The sequence below is a fragment of the Sulfurimonas sp. genome (genome assembly GCF_018698455.1).
Classification (GTDB): Bacteria; Campylobacterota; Campylobacteria; order Campylobacterales; family Sulfurimonadaceae; genus Sulfurimonas.
In genome coordinates, this window is sequence record NZ_JABIOQ010000041.1 from 16782 (window position 1) to 38217 (window position 21436).

Sequence of the window (21436 nt, forward strand, 5' to 3'; positions counted from 1 at the left end):
TTGTACTTTACTTCTTTTTTGTAAATTCGATTTGAGCACTACTGTAAGTCTTTCCAAAACTTGTTGCTAGGTTGTGAACCTGTTTTAATGCACTCATAAAGTCCTCGTTTGTTAGTGAAGATAAAGGATGAAGATAAGCTGCAAACAGTGTATCCTCAGAAACAGCATAGCGTGCGTCTAGAGCTAAATGAAAGTTTGAATTCATTAGAGAATCTTTGATTTTTGGAGCTAAACTTGAGTAATTCGTAATGGGGGAAATAATTCTCATCCGATTATGATGCTCATCAGAAAGAAGTGCCATCTTTGTGCCTAAGTATTTAAACCGGATATACCCTTTTTCTTCTTCAAGTATATCCGTCTCTACAGAGGTAGTTATAAAGTTTTCTAGCTTTTCTTGAGTCATTTGAGACTCGTTATGTTCAGATGAATGATCTTGCATTAAATTTTTAAGGGTATTTTTTTTCATTTAATTTATTATATCATAAGCTACTCTACTAAATTCAAAACAATAAAGCTTACTGCTAATAATATTCTTATCATATGTTTTTTCCAGTACTCATCATATCTCCAGACTGAGGTGTCATTCCCTGAGTAGCTGTACTTACCATTGAAGCTGATGAAAAAGTTGATAATACATTTACTAATGACGTAGAAATAGATGATGTATCTATTGTAGGCATTACTATTGGAGATGAGCCTCCTCCGCCTCCACTTGTTTGGGCGAAAGGTGCTGGGGTAGAAGAAGAAAGCATAGTTATATTACCTGCATTGGAATCATTTTGCATTGCTATTCCAGTATTTATTCCTGCTGTTGAAGAGAATGCTTTTTGTGCATGAGCAGGTGCAGGACTTTGACTACCTCCTGTTATCCCAAAAGCATCAGTTGCCATTTGTGCAAAACCACCAGCAACGGCTAATCCAGTTCCTAAACCAGGAACCGTAGAGGCTGCTGCAATTCCAGCACTCATTGAAGCTCCTAGATAATCTCCTTGACTTGTTCTATATGCTCCATCTGCTGCTCCGTACGCTAACCCTAATCCTGGAGTAATTCTTGCTCCGAATTTTGCTATCCCTGTAGCAACTGTTCCAATAACAGGTGCTCCTGTTGCCATAGATGCTCCTAGTGTTGTTAAGCCAACTCCCATTTCAGCAGCTCCAGTAATGTTTGAGCCTGCCAATAATGCCTCTTGACCACCAGTTAGTACTGGTTTATCATTAGGCATAGAAGATGCCTCAGCACTTGTTGCACTTAAAGCATATGTTGCTGCTGCTAAAGTTGTAAACGTTCCTAGACGGCTCTTTGCACCATTAGAGCCACCAAAAAAGTCATTTATTTTAGAAAACATACTTTGAGGTGATTTAGGTGATTTAAAAGATTCTATTCTTTTCAAATTAGAATCTTGTATGTTTGCCATATCACTAGCGTATCTTGATGCCATTTCTGGTGTTGCACTACCGTTAAGTCTTACTTGTTCTTTATATTGTGCTGTTTTAGCATCAGCTTCTCTTACATATCCAGCATCATTATTTAGAATACCCATTTTTTTATACTGTGCATCTATCTCGCTAGATATGGATGTCTTTACACTTCCATCATTTTTTGGTATACTAGTTTCAGATTTTACATCAGGAGGTGTACCTTGAGTCACATTATTCTTATTGCCTTGGCTACTTTCGTTGGCATTATTGTTGGTGGTGGTATTATCGCCTACCTTATTGGTGCTGTCAGGGGAACCATTAGAGGTCTTAGAAGGAGATTCTCCTCCAACTAAATCATCGTATTTATTTGTTGCAGTATTTAGAATATCATCCCATTTAGCTTTAACATACCCTTTCTTATAGTTAGGGTTGTCTTTCATTGCTACTTTTCCATCTCTAGTTACTTCACCTTGCCCATTAAGACTGAAGCCATTACCTTTTGAATCTACAAATCCACCTTTGCCGTCTGATTTAGCACCTTGCATATCTTCCATTTTCATAGGAATTTTTTCAGAAGCCATGTGTTTTGAATATTGGTTTGCGGCACCTACAGCTCCTACACCTATTGCCAAACCAACACCAACTGAACCAGCATAGCCTGACACAGAGTAGTCTAAACCTTCTCCTCTTTCCACGTTCTCTTTTGACGTTGCGGTTACTCTAGTCTGTCCATCCACTCCTCTGTCAATATTCATACTTGTGCCGTTAACTTGAACTTGCTTGTCCCTGCCCATGTCGCCTGCACCTAACGTCGCCATTGCGTTTGAAAAGTTTGTGCCAGTTGCTGCTTGAAAACTACCGTCCTTCTGCTTTTCAATTAACCCTACTTTCTCTAATGTGTCTTGAGCTGCTTGCATTTTTTGAGTTTGCTCTTCTCCAACATAGCCTTTACCCGCAGTTTCTATTATTTTATTTGACAGAATATTGTTATTGGCTTGGTTTTTATCTAAATCCATCTTAGCTTTATCAGTGCTTGCTTTTGTACTTGCTGTTTTAACCTGACTTTCTACAAATTCAGAATCATTATCGAATCTAGAAATTGAAGCGGTATCACTCGCAATTTTACCTCTAGCCATAGTTTTAGCTGTTTCTTCCATCACAGAAGCAGCACTCTTACCTATCTTCTCACCTATCTTATCTGCTTCACTCTGTAAACCTTCAACAGCACCTTTTTGGGCTGCTGCTTTTTGTCCTGCTTCGGTTACATCTGTACTAACAGCAGAATCTACTCCACCTTGAGTTGCTATCTTAGCTGCTGTACTTTGTTGTTGAGACATCTCGCCATACATTGCATTTACTGCATAGCTTACAGGGTTTGCTGTACTCATATTTGCTTTTATACCTAATGCTTGACCTTCTGCCGAGTCTAACTTGCTTTTATCTATTGTTTTAAGCACATTAGATAGTGAAAGTCCTTCATTTTCTGCTATTGCCTTTTTAGCAGCTACAGCATTTGCTTTGCTTTTTGTAAGGTCTATTTTTTGTTGTTCCTCTTCTTTAGTTAAAGCTGCTATTTTTTTCTTCTCCGCTAGTGCTTTTAGAGTACTGGTATACAATTCAGTCTATTGCCTATGGTGTTGTATTATCTACACTTTTTATGAAAGTCCCAAGTATTCGTCTTCTGATGAAGAAATTTCGTATATAACGGTGCTTTAATATATTCTTACACCTATTTAGATTTGAATAATTTACTGAAAGTTTTAGAAAGATTTGCTATCATCACCCACTTATAATTAAATGGATACTATCATGCAAAACTGGTACGAAAAAACAAGAGCTAAAACAGAGAAAATATTTCAAGAAATTACTACCCATAACTTCGTAACTGAACTTATGCAAGCCACTCTAGATAAAGACACTTTTGGTTTTTATGTAAACCAAGACTCTCTCTATTTAAGTGAGTATAAAAAAGCATTAGTCGCGGTAGGAAGTAAATGCCATAAGCCGGAAGATACTCAGTTCTTTTATGAGTCTGCTACAGGTATCATACAAGTTGAAGACGCCTTACATGAAGAGTTTTTAGAAAAAAAATACACTAACCCTGTACCCTCTCCTACTTGTGAACTGTATAACTCATACTTGGCGCGAATTGTCAACAGTGAGTCGGTAGAAGTTGGAGTGGCTGCCGTACTTCCTTGTTTTACTATTTACAAAGAAGTCGGTGACTTTATACTAAAAAACCAAAAGAACAAAGATTCAAATCCTTACCAAGCATGGATTGCTACTTATGCTAGTGATGAGTTTGCGTTAGCTGTACAACAGGCTATAGATATTGTAGATACATATGCACAGACAGCTTCTCCACAGAGTCTTGCTAAAATGGAAGAGGTGTTTATTAAAACATCGAAGCTCGAATGGATGTTTTGGGATTCTGCTTACAAACAAGAGGCATGGAAAATATGAGTAACTCATACTGCCCTATTCTTACAATAGCAGGTTCTGACTCTAGTGGTGGTGCTGGTATTCAAGCAGACATCAAAAGTATCTCGGCAAATGGTGGATATGCGGCCTCTGTTATAACAGCGAGTACTGCACAAAACACTCAAAGTGTTACAGACATTCATCCTATACCTGTAGAACACATTATCATGCAAATGAAAGCTGTCTTTGATGACATAAATATTTCGTGTGTTAAAATAGGTATGCTTCACTCACCCGAAGTTATTAAAGCGGTAAAAGAGACTTTAGCAGAGTACAAAATGACAAAAATTGTTTTTGATCCCGTGATGATAGCCACATCAGGGGATAAACTACTTAATGATGATGCAGTACAAAGTCTCAAAGATTTTTTGCCAAACGTTATGCTCATAACACCGAATATTCCAGAAGCTGAGTTACTAATAGGACACACTATAAACCTAAACAATATTCAAACTACTGCTGAAGAATTAGCAGAGATGTACCACACTTCTGTCTTACTAAAAGGTGGGCACCTAGAGCTTACTGACACTATGACTGACATACTGTATAACTATCAAACTAAAAAGGCTACTGTTATAAATAACAAGACAGTAGAAACTATAAACACCCATGGAACAGGATGTAGCTTGTCATCTAGTATTGCTACTTATATAGGACTTGGTTTTAGTTTAGAAGATGCTTGTATCAAAGGGTGTGAATACCTTAATATAGCCATACAAACAGGTAAAGACAAAGTACTGGGACATGGTCATGGACCTGTAAATCATTTTTACAAAATCACTTCTTAATCTCAGAAGGTAAGGTAACATAAATATTTTTTATCTAAGTTATAAGTTTAAGCAAGCAAAGATAATCGCTATGTTAAACTCTGCTCAAATAAAAAGGAAATATTATGGCATATATAAATTTAACTAAAGAAACTTTTAATGAGACTCTTGATAATAACGAAATAGTGATTATTGACTTTTGGGCTGAATGGTGTAGTCCATGTAAACAGTTTGCTCCTATTTTTGAGAAGGTAGCAGAAAACAACCCTGATATTACATTTGGTAAGGTCAACACTGAAGAGCAACAAGCTCTAGCAAGACAGCATAATATTAATTCGATACCAACACTTATGGTTGTTAGGGATGGCATTATCCTTCTTAATCAAGGTGGTATGTTACCTGAAGCAGGTATGGGTGATCTTATAGAGCACATTAAAGGGCTCGATATGGATAAAATACGTAAAGAGATGGCCGAGGATGAAGAGGACTAGTCGTCCCTACATCGTCTCATGAAGAGCTATAATACGAGACAGTTTATTTTCGCTGGCTACAAAATCAGATAATACAGTAACAGTATAATAATTCCCCATAGCCTTTGCTTGGTGCTCGCTGGCACCATTTTTTAGTTCGTAATCAATAGCTATTTGAATATGCTTACCAAAAAGGGTTGCATACTCAATAATTGTTAGTTTTTCTTTACTCTTAAGTTCCTCTAGAAACTCTTCTTGTAATTGTGTCATTCTTTTATCCTTGTTTTTTTAATATATGCTTAGCTCTCGCTATTTCTAATTGTTTCTTCGTATATATTTTTATGAAAATTGCCGCACTTGTTATAATAATAAGCATACTTATCCATAAATAAATAATGGATAAATCAAATACCTTCACCACTAAAGAGAAGAAAATAAGAGGCATAAATATCTGTCTATAAAAACTAATATAAGGTATCATAAATGGATTTTTAATACCTTGAAGTGTAGAGCTTGATATAAACAATGTTATAAATGAGAAAAATATAAAACTCTCAAATATTATATAGATATATGCAATATCTACAACCTCAGTATCTGTATCAAACACCATAATCATGTACTTACCAAACAATGCTATTAACACCACCCCTATTGTGCTCATTATATATCCGTATTTTAACGCTTTATCTATAACTTCATCTATTCTATCAAAGTTTTTAGCGCCAAAGTTGTTAGATACTATAGATATGACGGCTGTATTTAAGCCTAGCATTGGGAGTAAAATAATCTGTTCGACCCTATACCCTATTCCAAACGCAGCAACAGACTTAAATCCATAAGTAGAAACAAAGTACATAGTTATCATGCTTCCTAAAGACCCTAGAAACATATTTGCACTAGTCGGAATAGCCTGTCTGATTAAATGTTTATAGGCTTTTATATTTGGAATGGAGTTGAAAAATTTAGATATGTCAAAAAGCTTAGTTGCATAAAGTTTATAGAGCATGTACATAAGCGTTATGTACTGAATCAAGACTGTTGCCATTGCAACACCACTTATTCCCATAGCAGGGATGAAATAAAAACCATATATAAACAATGGGTCAAAAATTATATTTAAAATAAATCCAATTATCAGAATATTTCTATAACTTTTAGTATCTCCAAGGGCTATTAATACTGCATTTGAGCCTAATCCTATGAGCATGGGAAATATTCCAAGAAGTATTATATATGTGTATTGGAGTGCATATTCTAGTACTTTATCAGCGGCGCCCATGGAGACAAATATAAATTCTAAAAGTGAAAAGCTAACTATAGACAAAATAAAAGCAATAATAATAAAGAGGCTTATACCATTTGATGTATAAATTCGTGTCATATTCTTCTTGTGTTTACCCAAAGCACCACCTACATAGGCAGTAATTGCAGACGATAGTCCAAAACTCACAGATAAAAGCATGAAAAAAATCATAAAACTATAGGTAAGTGCAGAAATTGCTTCTGTAGATATTTTACCGACATAAAATGTATCTACTACATTATACATTGTGTTAAAAAACATCCCTATGCTCGAAGGTATTGCGATTTGAAAGATTAATTTTTTTATATCTTTAGTAATGAGTTCATTTGTGTTTTTCATAAGCGTGACTATACTGTAATACTCTTTATATGGCATTAGTTATTTAAATCAACACTTTATTTGTGATTTCATACTATAATGAATAAAAAAGGAATTCACTTGGCATTAATTTACATAGAGCAGGTAGAAGATATGAACGTCGAGGAGATGCAGAAAACCCATGAAAATGAGATTAAAATTCTTAATGCGATAGATAACCTTGCAATATCATATGATAGACGTGAAGCGACACTAGAGGAACTCGAAAAAAAAATAGATGAATATGTAAAACATGTCCATGTACACTTTGCAAATGAAGAGCGTTTAATGAAAGAGTATGATTTTCCATCGTACGACATGCATAAAACAGCTCATGACATGTTCTTAGAAGAGCTCCAACATGCAATAAAGTACTGGAAAAGATACGAAGACATCACTAAAATCACTAACTTTGTACGTAGAACACCTGAATGGATTGTTCTTCATGTAAATACAGTGGATCTTCCAACTTCAAATTATCTTGCTAAAAAAATGAATCAAAAATAAAGAGTTTATAAAATTCTCTGATCTAAAATATAGTCTACTAAAACATGTAGATAAGTCTGTATGCTTTGAGTAGCATCAATACTAAAGTGTGACAGATCTTTGTATACACCTATACGCTCGTTAAATAAAGCTCTTGCACTAGGTTCATCATTAAATAGAGGGCGTTTATTGCGTTCTTTGGCACTTAAACGGTTTAGAATAACATCAAATTCAGTCTCTACATAAACAATAAGAGACTTCTCTGCAATAGAGCTGTATATAGGGAGTCCACCACCGGTAGAAATAATTTGACCAGTATTTTTGGTTAAGTCGTTAATACATTTTTGCTCAAGAGAACGAAAATACTCTTCGCCCTTACTAAGAAATATTTCAGCAACACTACTTCCCTGCTCTTTTTCAATAATCTGGTCAATATCTTTAAAATTTTTATTTATTTGTCGTGCAAGAATTTTTCCCACACTAGTTTTACCACATCCCATAAAGCCTATGAGTACTATGTTGTCGTATACCAATTTGTATCCCTTTGTTTTTATGAGTGTGACTATACTGTAATACTCTTTATATGGTATTAGGCATTAAAAAAACTTAATATAATCTCTTAATATACTGAGATGAAATCTTAGATATACTTCTAAAAAAGAAGGATATTAATATGGAAATGACACCACAAGAAGAACAAGCAATCAAAGATGCACTAAAAGGTAAGTTAAGTGATAATTATGAAGATTTAGAAAAAGTACTGGTAAACCTTGCTACTAAAAAGGAAAATGCATCTGATCACGGTTCATATAAATTTATAGAAAAAGCGATGAATAAAGTAGCCTCAAAAATGAGAGTGCTTAAAGCATAGTTTTTTTATACTTTCAAAACACTAAAGGAAAATAATGATAGAAGCATATATTTTAGGAGCTATCGCTCAGTTTATTCTTGCGATATCTATACTTCCTTATGCTATAAGTATTTTTAGAGAAACTGTAAAACCAAATCGCACCTCTTGGTTCATATGGAGTATTATTGGGTTTGCATTTTGGCTTATTACACCTCCAACAGCAGATGAAGTAACAAGGATGTTAACCATTATTTTCATGGTAAATCCAGCAATAATTTTTCTCTTAACACTCTTTAAGGGAGAAAATGCAAAACCTGACAATTTAGAAAAATTTTCTTTAACGATAGGTTTATTTTCCATTATAATATGGTATATTTTCAAAAATGACTCTGGAATATTTCCTATAACAATAGCAATACTTGCTGATTTTTGTGCTCTAGTGCCAACATTACGATTTGTCTATAACTCCCCAGATGAAGAAACACCACTTGCTTGGATATTATTCTTTCTAGGATCTTTGATTGCTGTTATAGCCATCGAAGATCATAGTCTTGAGAGTATGTTATTACCAGTTTATATGACTATTGGCTCATTTCTCGTTGTTTTCCCATTAGTACTATATAGAATAAAAATGAAGATTCCCATAAAAAATTGGATAATTTAAATAAGAAAATATCTGAGAGTTTAAAAGAAGTAGCCAAGCAAATACTTCTTCACACATGGGGTGTATTTTTTAAAGTTGACACCCCATACTATTAGTTCCGAAGTAACAACCCTTCTCATTCATACAATTTATTGCCACTTCATACTTTAGTGTATGATTTGAACTACTAGTAAATTCAAATGTTTCGACAAAACCTTTTATTGAATAACCATCTTGTAACTTAACACTATTGATATTAGTTCCATGTTTTACTATAACCCATATGGGTACACCCGATTGTGCCAGAACATCATACTTATCTACTTTCATTTTCCACCTTTTAAATTTATAATATTCACTTTTTGAAATAATTTCCTTAGAAACATTTATAGAGATTATTATAGCTTTATTTCTGTCATATTTTATTTTATACTCAAAAAATGTTCTTTAAGTTATAAGAAATTTAAAGAGTGTGCAATAGCAAGGTTTGAAAGAGGTCGTATACGTCAACTACTGGACGATTGAAATAACGAAGCTGATGCCCCGCTATTTGAATTGTGTGAGGATTAAACCTCACATGGGATAAACAATTAAACTGGTTTAACAGTTACACCATATTTATTTTCAGCAATAGTACGCTCTTCAAGTGCATAGTTGTTGATTTCATTAAAGTTAAGGTATTTGTATATTTTATCTTCTTTACCAGCAATTTTTGCAGGTACAAAGTCCATATACTCTTTAACAGTAGGAATCTGACCAAGTTTAGCACATAGTGCTGCAAGTTCTGCAGAACCAAGGAATACTTGTGTACCTTTACCTAAACGGTTGTTAAAGTTACGAGTTGATGTTGAGAAAACTGTTGAGTCTTTACGAGCAGACGCTTGGTTACCCATACATAAAGAACAACCAGGAACTTCTGTAGTTGCTTCGATAGCATTATAAACATCGTAGTAACCTTCATTGATTAGTTGCTGCTCATCCATCTTAGTTGGTGGGACAATCCAGAATTTCTCAACTTTATGCTTACCTTCACCTCTCATGATTTCACCAGCAGCACGGTAGTGACCAACATTAGTCATACAAGAACCTAAGAATACTTCATCAAGTGGAGTACCAGCAACTTCAGATAAAAGCTTAACATTATCTGGATCATTTGGACAAGCAAGAATTGGTTCAGTGATTTCATTTAAATCAATTTCGATAACCGCAGCATATTCAGCATTAGCATCTGGTTGCATAAGTGTAGGATTAGCTAACCAATCTTTCATCTTACCAATACGACGTGAAATAGTTGTAGCATCAGAGTAACCATCTTTAACCATTGCTTCAAGTAAAGTAACATTTGATTTAAGATACTCAATAACAGGCTCGTTATTTAAAAGAACTGTACATGCAGCAGCAGAACGCTCAGCAGATGCATCAGAAAGCTCAAACGCTTGCTCAGCTTTAAGATCAGGTAAACCTTCAATCTCTAAGATTCTACCAGCGAATACGTTGATTTTTCCTTCTTTAGGTACTGTTAAGTGACCTTGTTGGATAGCAACGTAAGGAATAGCATTTACAAGGTCACGTAAAGTGATACCTGGTTGCATTTCACCTTTGAAACGTACAAGAACAGACTCAGGCATACTTAAAGGCATAGAACCAGTAACACCAGCAAACGCAACAGCACCACTTCCTGCAGGAAAAGAGATACCAATTGGGAAACGTGTATGTGAATCAGCACCAGTACCAACAGTATCTGGAAGAACCATTCTATTTAACCAAGAGTGGATGATTCCATCACCTGGGCGAAGAGCAACACCTGAACGGTTAGAGATAAACGCTGGTAAGTTAGCATGCATATCAGCATCTGACGGCTTAGGATAAGCTGCAGTGTGACAGAAAGTTTGAAGTACAAGGTCAGCATTGAAACCAAGTGCTGCAAGCTCTTTAATCTCATCACGAGTCATCGGGCCTGTAGTATCTTGAGAACCAACAGTATTCATCTCTGGCTCAACATACATACCTGGATGAACACCAGCAAGACCAGAAGCTTTACCAACCATTTTCTGAGCAAGTGTATAACCTTTACCAGTATCAGCAGGTTGCTCAGCAGTTAAAAATGCTTCTGAAGCACCCATACCTAGAACAGCACGAGCCTTAGAAGTAAGACCACGACCAACGATAAGTGGAACACGTCCACCAGCCTGAACTTCGTCAGTAATAGTGTTAGGATTTAACTTAAAAGTTGCAACAACTTTACCATTGATAATAGCCTCACCTTTATAAGGAAGAAGAGTTAAAACATCACCAGTTTCCATACCTGAAACATCAAGCTCGATAGGTAAAGCACCTGAATCTTCACATGTAGCAAAGAAAATAGGAGCGATAGTATTACCAAGAACAACACCACCAGTACGCTTGTTAGGAACACCTGGAATGTCTACACCCATGTGCCATTGAACGGAGTTAACACCAGACTTACGAGAAGAACCAGTACCAACAACATCACCAACATAAGCAACTGGGTGACCTTTAGCTTTAAGTTCTTTAAGAGTGTCTAATGGGTTATCCATTCTGTTTATAAGTAATGAATTTGCATGTAAAGGGATATCAGAACGAGTGAAAGCCTCAGATGCTGGAGATAAATCATCAGTATTTGTTTCACCTGGTACTTTGTAAACAGTAACAGTGATTTCTTCAGCGATAGGTGCTTTAGCAGTAAACCACTCAGCGTTTGCCCATGAAGTCATAACTTTAGTTGCTGCAGCATTACCTTCATTATGAAGTTTTTCAACATCATTGAATGCATCGTAAACTAAAAGTGTTTTACTTAGTGCTTCAACAGCTGCAGTAACAACATCAGCATTAGCTGAAGCTAAACAATGAACTAAAGGAAGAACATTAAATCCACCTAGCATCATACCAAGCATCTCTACTGCTTTTTTTGCAGAGATTGCAGCAACAGTAATATTCTCTGCAGCTATTTCGTTTAAAAATGCAGCTTTAACTTGTGCTGAATCATCAACACCAGGTGCTACGCGATTTGTAAGTAAGTCAAGTAACTCATCTGTACAGTTTGCTTTAACTAATTCTATTAAGTCAGCAGTTTGAGTAGTTGATAGTGCCAAAGCTGGTACACCAAGAGCCTCACGTTCAGCAACATGTGCTTTATATTCTTCTAAAAATGCCATAGTAATTCCTATATATAATAATTTGTGTGATTATATCTAAAACTTTAGTAATGATTTTAGGTGTGTTACGATTGTAAACACTTTTCTTTATTTTAATGAAATAGATGTAGATAAAGGTAACACTAATTAGAGTATTTCTCTTATACCCTTAGTGTTTGGAGTAGATAATATATGCTCATTCTCAAGTTGTTCAATTATACGAGCAGAACGGTTATACCCTACTTGTAACCTTCTTTGAAGATAAGAAATAGATGTCTTTCTATCGGTTAGAACAATATTTTTTGCTTCTTCATAAAGTTCATCAAGCTCCTGATAAGTATCTTTTGAAGCTAATGATGCAGATTCACTTTCCTCAACAAGAAAACTTTTATCATAGTTTGGCTCACGCTGAGACTTAATAAACTCAACAATATTTTCTATTTCATCTTCTGTTGCCCATGGAGCATGAAGACGGACGAGAGCCGTAGAACCTGGAGGTGTAAAAAGCATATCTCCACGACCAAGAAGAGATTCTGCTCCCATTTGATCTAATATGATCTTCGAGTCTATCTTTTGCCCTACTCTATATGAAATACGAGATGGAAGGTTTGCTTTGATTAGACCCGTTACTACATCAACAGAAGGCCTTTGTGTAGCAACAACTAAGTGAATACCACAAGCACGAGATTTCTGAGCAAGTCTTGCTATAGATATTTCTACATCTTTTCCGCTAGTCATCATCAAGTCAGCTAATTCATCTATTATTACCACTATATAAGGAAAGTGTTCCCCACCCTCTTTTTTAACTTTTTCATTGTAGTTTTCAATATTTTTAGTTCTACTGTCTGCCATTATTTCATAACGACGCTCCATCTCTGCAACCATATTATTAAGAGCGGCTATTGCTTGCTTTGGTTTTGTTATAACTGGTGTTAAAAGGTGAGGTATATCATTGTAAACAGAGAATTCAAGCATTTTAGGATCTATCATTAACAAACGCAACTGATCTGGAGAATTTTTATACAGAAGTGAAAGTATCATGGAGTTTATTCCAACACTTTTACCACTGCCAGTTGTTCCTGCTATAAGTAAGTGAGGAAGCTTTTTAAGATCAGTAATAAATGGTTTTCCGACAATGTCTTTACCTAAAACTATAGTCAAAGGAGAAGCAGAGTCTTTAAAGAGCTTATCATCAAGTATCTCACGTAGGTAAATCATATCTACCGTTTCGTTTGGAATTTCTATACCTACAACATCTTTACCAGGTATTGGAGCTTGTATGCGAATAGTTTCAGCTGAGAGAGCCATGGCTAAATCATCTTGCAAGTTGAGTATTTTACTTACTTTTACATTTGCCGCTGGTTTAAACTCAAAAGTTGAGACGACGGGACCGGCATATGTACGAACTACATCTCCATCAATCTTAAAGTGTGCTAGTTTTTCTATAAGATATCGGATTTTATCATCCAGCTCATTTTCATCTATACTTTTCACTATTTTTTGTGGTTTCTGCAAAAACTCAACGGAAGGAAGTTTAAAGTTCTTTGGTTTTTCAACATTTCCTTTTTCTATTCCTGCTAAAAGCTTTGCATTCTCTTCTAGTTCTTCTACTATGACTGCACTTCGTTGTTCTTTAACTTCATCAGCAATATCTAAAAGATTTTTTACAGGGGCAATATCTTCTATCTTATCTTCTTTTGGCTTAATCTCTGTGGATACTGATTTATCTTCTACAATACTTTGAACATCACTTAATATTGTCTCTTTTCTCATATATGTAGGTATATCTATCTCGAGTTCTGGCATGTCATTTAAGGACTCTTCCGTATGAGTTAAAGTTTCTTTTTCAGAGATAAACTCAGTTTTTTTAAGAGGTATATTTTTACTCGTTGTTTCTTTTTCAAAAGCTTTTATACTAACTATCTTATTTTTGTTTTTTATAAAACTGTAAAATACATCTAAAATTTCAGCAGTAGTTTTTTCAAGAATAATAATTGCAGATACGAGGGTAATCATGCATAAAAAAACCCATAGACCGAATAAACCAATATATGGGCTTAAAAAGTCTACAAAGTCACTTCCAATCTTTCCTCTTAGCTCATTTTGTACAAGTAGGCCCTGTGCGATAAGCGAAGCAAACAAAAGGAGTATAGAAGATACAAATAGCTCTGCTTTTCTAAAGCTTAACTTTACATTTTTATACATAAAGTAAAGTGGCACAAGAATAGTAAAAAGATATATAAATGATATATAACCAAAATAAAGCTGGTTATAATGTGAAAACATCACACCAAAACTTCCCATAAGTTCGTTGCTACCTAAAAGAGTAGAAAAACCCAAATAAATTAATACACCAACAATAAAAATAAAAAATGTATCTTTCAAATCATAATATCCATAATAGTAAATTTAAAGGTAGTATAGCCAAAAACATTCCACAAAGGATTTATTTGGCTATTTGTAATAAAAAAAGAATTATAAATAGTTAACTAGGCTAAGCTTTGAAACTTTACCTACAGTTGAAAGCATAGCTTGTTGGTTTAGAGTAAGTTGCTGTAAATGTAGTGCTGCTTTAGCTAAATCGGTATCTATAACTTCAGATCGAAGAACTACTGCACTAAGCTCCAAAAGCTCTGTATTTTCTATTGAACTGGTCAATCTGTTAGACTGTGCACCCGAGATCGACTGTATTTTAAATAAATGCTTTTGTAAATCACCTATAGTAGCTATAGAGTTCTCCACACCTAGATTTCTTATCGTTCCACTAGATGTATCAGGGTAAGTCTTGTACTCTTCTACAGATTTAATCGCTTCAGATATAGTAGCGAAAAAATCTGTTTTTGGATCACGAACAGTAAGTGAATTATTAGAATTAAAGGTCATAACAGAAGCATCACCACCAACGGTAAAGTTTCCGCTATTTGAGTCATAAAGTGAAATACTTGCTTTTGTTGTCCCCGATGTTTTGTCAAAAATATTTAATTTTCCATTTTCAAGATATGTATTAGAAATATTATTCGAATTTTTCACAGCTGTATCATAGGCATTTGGATCACCGGTAATACTTGGGATAGTCCCTGAAATGACCATGTTTACGACATCCATCAACTGTTGATAAGTCATGTCATCTGCATTCACAGCAGCCCTTGGTGTACTCATATCATAAATTTCATAATTAGTTAGACCGCCATCAATTGAAAAAGTAGAACCGACATTACTGAAATCTATCTCAACAGCGATAGGTGTATTACTAGTATTCGTTCCATTAACGATTAGTTTGGTTCCATCAAGTGTTCCTGGTATACCCTGAGATAAATCAGCCACTTCTGAAATCTTAGTCGAAGGAGTAGCAAATGCGTTTGTTGTTCTGTCAATCTGTGCAATACTAGAAGCAAGGGTTGCCCCTGCTTTAGTAAACTCAGTTCTATCATAAATACGACCAGAAAGCGATGTCAACACTGTATCAGCAATTTCATATGGAGACTGATTAAATTCTCTTATATATAGTCCAGGTGTAGTGCTTGCCAAACTGTAGTCTGTAACTCCACCATTAACAACTAAGTCGTCGATCGATGTAACATTTGCTTGATCACCTCCAGCACTAAAGTCCGATGCTCCAACCATATGAAATTCCATCTTACTCGAACCACTACTCTTATCAGCAACTATAATCTGACCCGTATTATTCATCGAGACATTTACTACATCTACAGTGCCAGTATTACCATATGACTTGCCAATTTCATCCATTAAGTCGTCTATAGTTGAAGTGTTATCTAGTGGTATTCGTGTGTTAAATGCCGTACCATCACTTCTCGAACCTCTGAGATAAAAGTTATGCTCATTTCCCACAGGAATATTACCCATATAATCTGCCATAGTAGTTGTACCTGTCAGTGTAGTTCCAGTATTTGTTGTTTGCATTACATTACTAGTAACTTCTCTACGTGTCAAGCTCTCTTCTCCAAGAAAAAGATCTGCACCAGAGATATTAAATGGTTGTTTATTATTAGAGCCAAGAAGTGCTGTCATAGAAATATCGTTACCATTATATTTCCCATTATCATCTATTGGCTTTACATTAACTGATGAACCAGAAAATAGAAACTTTCCATTTATTGAAGCATTTGAAAGACTTTTCAGTGTTCCTTCCATAGCCCTTAACTCTCCCGCTATAGCATCTAATGATGATTCATCATTAGTATCATTGGATGCTTGGATAAGAAGGACTTTCATTCTATCTAGTTCATCTGTAAATTCATTGAGAGTAACATCAGTTTGATTAGAGACTTTATAACCACTATCGGCACTTTTTTTAACCTGTCCAAGTGTTGCTAGCTCATTATCCAAACGCATTGTCTCAACAAATGTTGAAACATTATCACTTGCATATTGAATTTTAAGCCCTGAAGCTATCTGCTTATTTACATCAAATAAATTTTGATTTATTTTACTATGGTTCGTACTAAGATTGTTATAATACATACTGTTCATAATTCTCACTACACACCTCCATCAAACTATTTTATATATTTTATCACTTACTTTATAATAAGCAAATTAAATACCATATATTTAATATCGGCCAAATAGGTAAATCCTACAAGATTTAGGCTCAAAAATTGTTTAAATTGATGTAAAAGTCAAATATAATGAACCCCTAAAACTTAACCAGTAAAATCTATTTTCTTATTTCTAAAATGATAGAATAGAAATAGAAAAAACGGGTGCATAACATACATTTTAAACTATGCTATATTAGGAATAAACAAAGGTTAATTTATAAGCACCAAGTAGACCCCATCTTAACAATTTAAAAACTTTTTACTTTATAGAGTTTTAAGTTATTCTTTGTAAAAAGGCTTCTTATTTTTTCTAGCCCATCTTGCAAAAAATCTTACAGGGCTTAGTCTCTCACTTATTTCTTTACCACTAAGCATATGCTCTTTTAGTAGTTTAGCCAAATACGGTGCAAGAACAAAACCATAACCTGCACTCCCATTTATCATATAAAGGTTTGGATAGTACGTATACTTGTTATAGTCTACTTTTTTCATCTCAAAGTTTATACTTGTATTATTTAAAGTTTCACGGGATAAAACTAAAGAGCCAATTAGAGGCATATAATCAGTTGAACCAGATCGTAAGCCTACATAATCTGTAATCACCTCAACATTCTCTAAGTCCATAGTCCGAGAAGCTTTTTCAAGTAACTCTTCCCTACCACTCTCTATATTATAAGGTTCTTTTGCACTCTCTGGATGATAATGTACATTATGAGTGGCTCCTATTGCTAATTGTCCATTACAACTAGGAGAGATGGAAACAAACTGGTGTATCGAGTAAGGGTTTTTTGTTGTAGTCTTCACATCTATGCGATGTCCCCAAATACCACGGAGTTTTATATATGGCTCTTTAATGAGTTGTTTATATGCCCCAGTGGCTAAAACAACTTCTTTTGCGTAGTATGTTTCATTTATAACCCAAACGCCATCATCATAAACTAAAGAGTCCACCGTTTGTCTCACTAGTTTTGCGCTCTTTGCCATAGCTTCACAAACACTTTTAGCATCTACTATGCCAGCATCTATACTTATACTCTCATTTAACTCACTACTATACTCTAAAAGCTTATGAGTTGTGTCTTTTTTATAACTTAGCAATGCTTGGGCATCTTTATCGTCTTTGGCTATATGTAAGAGGGGAGATTTAGTTAGAAGCTCAGGAAAGTTTTTCTCATAAAAATCAAGGGAATAAGTAAACGCAGTATCAAGAAGTTCTTTGAGTTCTCCAGTCTTAGAAAACTTTGGAGATATAAAAGCACCTGCTGCACCACTTCCCCCACCAGCAATCCCTTCTTTATCAAACAAGATGACTTTTTTATTTTCATTGCTTAATTCATAGGCGATACTACAACCATTTATACCGGCACCTATAATGCACATGTCATACATCTACTTTTGATTACTATTAGTGTTTATACTGTAGCGTTTAAGTATTTGCTTCTCTATACCTTTAGCTTTATCATTATCTATAGCTATTTTAACACCATCTTTATTTTTCAAAAGTAAATATTTCTTTTTAGAATTAGCCACAAGTTTTTTAAACTCTTCAAAATTTTTAAATTCTGTATCGTTTACTGTCTTTATAAGCCAGTATGTAATGTTATGGTTCCCTCTATTTGTATTATCAGCAAGAACTTTAAGCAGAACTACTTCTTCATCTTTCTCTACTGTCGCCCATTTACTAGCAGCTTCACTTAACTCTAACCGGTTACTACCTTTCTTTGATAGAAGGTTACGACTTAAAGGTGTAAATACATAACCACCATATATAGTGTACCTTGGCATTACATCATGTTCTATTGTATCTACTAGTAGATCATCATTAGCAACATTTTGTAGTCTTACCTCTACTTCTACTCTTTTAAAATCTCTAAGGAGTTCAAACTCGATACTGTCACCTATCTGCTTTTTATCAGCATAGTACATAAAAGAAGTATACTGCTGTGGCATAAACTCTACTGTACCATCATTATAAATCCTATGTCCATCTATACTTAGGAGGATATCTCCACTTTCGAGCACTTCGTAAGCTGAGGAGAGAGTAGAGACTTTCATAACCATTACCCCACTTACATCTTTATTCATTCCATAAACATCACGAAGAGTTTTACTCTCCATCTTCTGTGTTCCTATTCCAAGGTTTGCAAAACCATCATAGAGTCCATCTTTTACATCTTCTAAAAAATGTTTCACTACAACACAAGGAACTATGTAACCAATATTTTGAGACTTTGTAATCTGTTGCATCACTACACCGGTGATTTTTCCATTACTTATAGCTGGACCACCACTATTACCAGGATTAACCGCAGCGTCTATTTGTATACTTAAAAAGTTTTCTCTCGAGTGTGCATATGTATGATGTTCTAAACGCGAGACTATACCAGTGCTCACACTTAAACTGTTTCCACCTAGGGGAAATCCATAAACACTTATCTTTTGTTGTATCTGGGGAAGTTGAGCAAATTCTAAAGGAATTGTATTATCAAAGAAAGATTCATCTTTGACACGAAGGAGTGCTAAGTCGGACTGATGAGAGATAAACTCTACCTCAGCTTGGTAGCGTTTTATTTGACCATGGCGTTTAACCTCGATAAAGGTTTCGTTAGCCACTACATGAGCATTAGTTAAGATTCTATTGCCCAGGATTATACTACCTGAACCATGAGAGCGTCTTATACTTGAGTTCCATGGTATAGCGTAGTTAGGGATTTTAGAAACGGTGTATATCTTGACTATTGAGTCTTGTACATCTTTGTTCGCGTTTGCTTGTACATTGACAACGAAGAGAAGTATACTTACAACTAGACCCAATATCTTCATTACTATCCTTTAGTTATATACTTACTTCTTTTATATCTGCGATGTTTAGAATGCTTTTGTATACAGAGGCTACTAAAGACTTTCTATTGTTTTTAAGTGCTGCGTCTTCCGCGTTTACCATTACGTTTTCAAAGAAACTATCAAGCTCTGGCTTTAGCCCTAGTAGTGCATCTAACTCTTCTTCATATGAGTTAAAGCTCACTGCACTTACATCGCTATATCTTTTAAAAAGCTCTTTTTCTGCAGCTTCACTTAAAAGGCTTGTCTCTACTGCGTGATCTTTGCTGAGGTCTATATCTTTAGTTATATTTGCAACACGTTTAAATGTAGAGCTCACTTCATCAAAACCTTCTGCATTTACAAGGTTGTTGAGTGCTTTTATTTTCTGAGCTAAACGAAGAAAGTCTCTCTCTCCTGATGCTAAAACTGCTTCAATAATAGAAGGGTTTACATCATAGTAGCGTTTAACACGTTCAAGTATAAATGCTTCTAACTTAACTAAGTCAATCTCAGAGTAGTTTTGTGAGAGTTCTTTCATAGTTTCTACTATGTCAAATGAAAACTCAAACTCGTTAATGATTCTAACAAGGCCATTTACAGCACGACGAAGAGCAAAAGGATCACGAGACCCTGTTGGAATCTGGTTTACTGAAAAAAGACCTAAGAGTGTGTCTATCTTTATACTCATAGCAACAACACCACTTAATGGAGTTGATGGTAAAGTGCTATCTTCTCCATCTGGTAAGTACTGTTCACTTATTGCAGTCGCTACAGCTTTGGTCTCACCCTGCTCCGCAGCATAGTATCCACCCATAAGACCTTGAAGTTCTGTAAACTCATATACCATCTCACTCATAAGATCAGCTTTTGCAATTTCTACAGCTCTTGTGAGATCTGCTTTATCCGCGTCAACTTCAAACTTATCAAAAAGAGTTGAAGCTATTTTACCCTCACGTTCTATCTTGTCCGCAACTGTTCCAAGACCTTTAAAGAAAGTTACTTTCTCAAGTCCCTTAGTACTAAGTCCATTTTTTAAGTCATTGTCCCAAAAGAAGAGTCCATCTTCTAAACGCGGCCGTAAAACTGTTTCATTTCCAGCTATAACCTTAGAAAAATCATCTGTAAGTGCATTTGAAACTACTACAAATTTATTTATAAGCTTGCCATCTTTGAAAACTGGGAAGTAACGCTGATGCTCTTTCATAGATGTAATGATAACCTCAGGAGGCAATCTTAAAAATGCTTCATCAAAAGAACCTAAAAGAGCTGTAGGGTTTTCATTAATAGCCACCACTTCATCAAAAAGTTCTGAGTCTATCTCTATAGTGACATCATTCTCTTTTTCTATAAGTTTAAAGTCTGCAGATATTTTTTCTGCTCGTTTACTTGGAAAAAGCGTAACACCACCTTTCTCTAAAACTTCAAAGTACTCTTTAGCACCACTAATAGCTGTAGCACCAAACTTAGATATACGATGTACATATGTCTCTTTAGATGACTGTACTCCAAAAAGTGTCATAGGTACCAGTTCATCACCTAAAAGAGTATTTACCCATCTTACAGGACGAATAAAACTTTCAGCTGAGCTTCCCCAACGCATAGTTTTTCCAAACTCTAGAGACTTTATCCAAGACTCTACTATCTCAGGTAAGAGATCAGTAGAAGGTTTTCCCTTGACATCTTTTTTATAGTAAAGTACTTCTTTACCACCCTTATCTGTAGAACTAAGTTCTTCAAGTGTAACACCACACTTCTTTGCAAAGCCATTTGCAGCAGGAGTAGCTACTCCGTCTTTATATGCAACGGCTAAAGGAGCACCAAAGAACTCTTCCACAGAATCTTCTTGAGACACTTTAAACTCTCTATGCCAGATAACTAAACGTCTAGGAGTATAGTAAAATTCAAACTCACCTAAAAGTGAGTGTTTCTCTAAAATATCTGCATATTTTTTTTCAATATTTTTTAACTCTTTTAAAAGGGGAACAGCAGGAAGCTCTTCCACCCCAATCTCTATCAGTAGTGTTTTTAACATAGTTGTACTCTTTGTATTATAATTATGGTGATTTTATCCTCTTTTTGGTTAAGCAGTGATAAAATCCATATTAAAGGATTTT

18 protein-coding genes are annotated in these 21436 nt (G+C 35.1%); 6 read left to right on the plus strand and 12 right to left on the minus strand.

What is annotated here, in order from left to right:
* Window positions 1–7 precede the first annotated feature (7 nt).
* Together HOG88_RS05610 and HOG88_RS05615 are read right to left on the minus strand one after the other, a co-directional pair.
* Window positions 8–466, minus strand: coding sequence for a hypothetical protein (locus tag HOG88_RS05610; protein WP_295004081.1), 459 nt, complete (start codon window positions 464–466; stop codon window positions 8–10).
* A 70-nt stretch (window positions 467–536) separates the two neighbouring features.
* Window positions 537–3035: a hypothetical protein gene (locus tag HOG88_RS05615; protein WP_295004083.1), complete on the minus strand. Its 2499-nt coding sequence runs from the start codon at window positions 3033–3035 to the stop codon at window positions 537–539.
* 193 nt (window positions 3036–3228) lie between these two features.
* On the opposite strand from HOG88_RS05615, the gene tenA reads away from it, so the two are divergent.
* The 3 genes from tenA (at window position 3229) to trxA (ending at window position 5158) form a co-directional block, all read left to right on the plus strand.
* Window positions 3229–3882 (plus strand): thiaminase II, encoded by a 654-nt coding sequence (gene tenA, locus HOG88_RS05620; protein WP_295004085.1) that lies wholly within the window; start codon window positions 3229–3231, stop codon window positions 3880–3882.
* Complete coding sequence (gene thiD / locus HOG88_RS05625) at window positions 3879–4688, plus strand: bifunctional hydroxymethylpyrimidine kinase/phosphomethylpyrimidine kinase (RefSeq protein WP_295004087.1); 810 nt, start codon at window positions 3879–3881, stop codon at window positions 4686–4688. Before tenA ends, thiD begins: the two co-directional genes overlap by 4 nt.
* A gap of 104 nt (window positions 4689–4792) precedes the next feature.
* Entirely contained in the window at window positions 4793–5158 is a 366-nt protein-coding gene (gene trxA / locus HOG88_RS05630; RefSeq protein WP_295004089.1) for a thioredoxin, read from the plus strand.
* 6 nt (window positions 5159–5164) lie between these two features.
* Here the strand turns inward: trxA and HOG88_RS05635 are convergent, their stop codons facing one another.
* Both HOG88_RS05635 and HOG88_RS05640 read right to left on the minus strand, forming a co-directional pair.
* Entirely contained in the window at window positions 5165–5407 is a 243-nt protein-coding gene (locus tag HOG88_RS05635; protein ID WP_295004091.1) for a hypothetical protein, read from the minus strand.
* Window positions 5408–5411: 4 nt separating this feature from the next.
* Window positions 5412–6782 (minus strand): MATE family efflux transporter, encoded by a 1371-nt coding sequence (locus HOG88_RS05640; RefSeq protein WP_295004093.1) that lies wholly within the window; start codon window positions 6780–6782, stop codon window positions 5412–5414.
* A gap of 99 nt (window positions 6783–6881) precedes the next feature.
* On the opposite strand from HOG88_RS05640, the gene HOG88_RS05645 reads away from it, so the two are divergent.
* Window positions 6882–7307 (plus strand): hemerythrin family protein, encoded by a 426-nt coding sequence (locus HOG88_RS05645; RefSeq protein ID WP_295004095.1) that lies wholly within the window; start codon window positions 6882–6884, stop codon window positions 7305–7307.
* Window positions 7308–7312: 5 nt separating this feature from the next.
* Here the strand turns inward: HOG88_RS05645 and HOG88_RS05650 are convergent, their stop codons facing one another.
* On the minus strand, window positions 7313–7819 hold the full coding sequence (locus HOG88_RS05650; RefSeq protein ID WP_295004097.1) for a shikimate kinase: 507 nt from the start codon (window positions 7817–7819) through the stop codon (window positions 7313–7315).
* Window positions 7820–7959: 140 nt separating this feature from the next.
* Between HOG88_RS05650 and HOG88_RS05655 the strand changes: the two genes are divergently transcribed.
* Window positions 7960–8157 (plus strand): hypothetical protein, encoded by a 198-nt coding sequence (locus HOG88_RS05655; RefSeq protein ID WP_295004099.1) that lies wholly within the window; start codon window positions 7960–7962, stop codon window positions 8155–8157.
* A gap of 34 nt (window positions 8158–8191) precedes the next feature.
* A complete protein-coding gene (locus HOG88_RS05660; RefSeq protein ID WP_295004101.1) occupies window positions 8192–8800 on the plus strand; it encodes a hypothetical protein in 609 nt (202 codons plus the stop codon).
* 69 nt (window positions 8801–8869) lie between these two features.
* Here HOG88_RS05660 and HOG88_RS05665 read toward each other — a convergent pair whose 3' ends face one another.
* The 7 genes from HOG88_RS05665 to glyS all read right to left on the minus strand — a co-directional run bounded on the left by HOG88_RS05665 (window position 8870) and on the right by glyS (window position 21354).
* Window positions 8870–9109, minus strand: coding sequence for a hypothetical protein (locus HOG88_RS05665; protein ID WP_295004103.1), 240 nt, complete (start codon window positions 9107–9109; stop codon window positions 8870–8872).
* Between the two features lie 260 nt (window positions 9110–9369).
* Window positions 9370–11955 carry a bifunctional aconitate hydratase 2/2-methylisocitrate dehydratase gene (gene acnB, locus HOG88_RS05670; protein ID WP_295004104.1) on the minus strand — a complete coding sequence of 862 codons (2586 nt, stop codon included), beginning with the start codon at window positions 11953–11955 and terminating at the stop codon, window positions 9370–9372.
* Window positions 11956–12081: 126 nt separating this feature from the next.
* On the minus strand, window positions 12082–14319 hold the full coding sequence (locus HOG88_RS05675; protein WP_295004106.1) for a DNA translocase FtsK: 2238 nt from the start codon (window positions 14317–14319) through the stop codon (window positions 12082–12084).
* 90 nt (window positions 14320–14409) lie between these two features.
* On the minus strand, window positions 14410–16428 hold the full coding sequence (locus HOG88_RS05680) for a flagellar biosynthesis protein FlgL (protein WP_295004108.1): 2019 nt from the start codon (window positions 16426–16428) through the stop codon (window positions 14410–14412).
* A 350-nt stretch (window positions 16429–16778) separates the two neighbouring features.
* Window positions 16779–17879 (minus strand): FAD-binding oxidoreductase, encoded by a 1101-nt coding sequence (locus HOG88_RS05685; protein WP_295004110.1) that lies wholly within the window; start codon window positions 17877–17879, stop codon window positions 16779–16781.
* A gap of 9 nt (window positions 17880–17888) precedes the next feature.
* Window positions 17889–19322: a S1C family serine protease gene (locus tag HOG88_RS05690; RefSeq protein ID WP_295004112.1), complete on the minus strand. Its 1434-nt coding sequence runs from the start codon at window positions 19320–19322 to the stop codon at window positions 17889–17891.
* Between the two features lie 13 nt (window positions 19323–19335).
* Window positions 19336–21354 carry a glycine--tRNA ligase subunit beta gene (gene glyS, locus HOG88_RS05695; RefSeq protein ID WP_295004114.1) on the minus strand — a complete coding sequence of 673 codons (2019 nt, stop codon included), beginning with the start codon at window positions 21352–21354 and terminating at the stop codon, window positions 19336–19338.
* Between the last annotated feature and the right edge of the window lie 82 nt (window positions 21355–21436).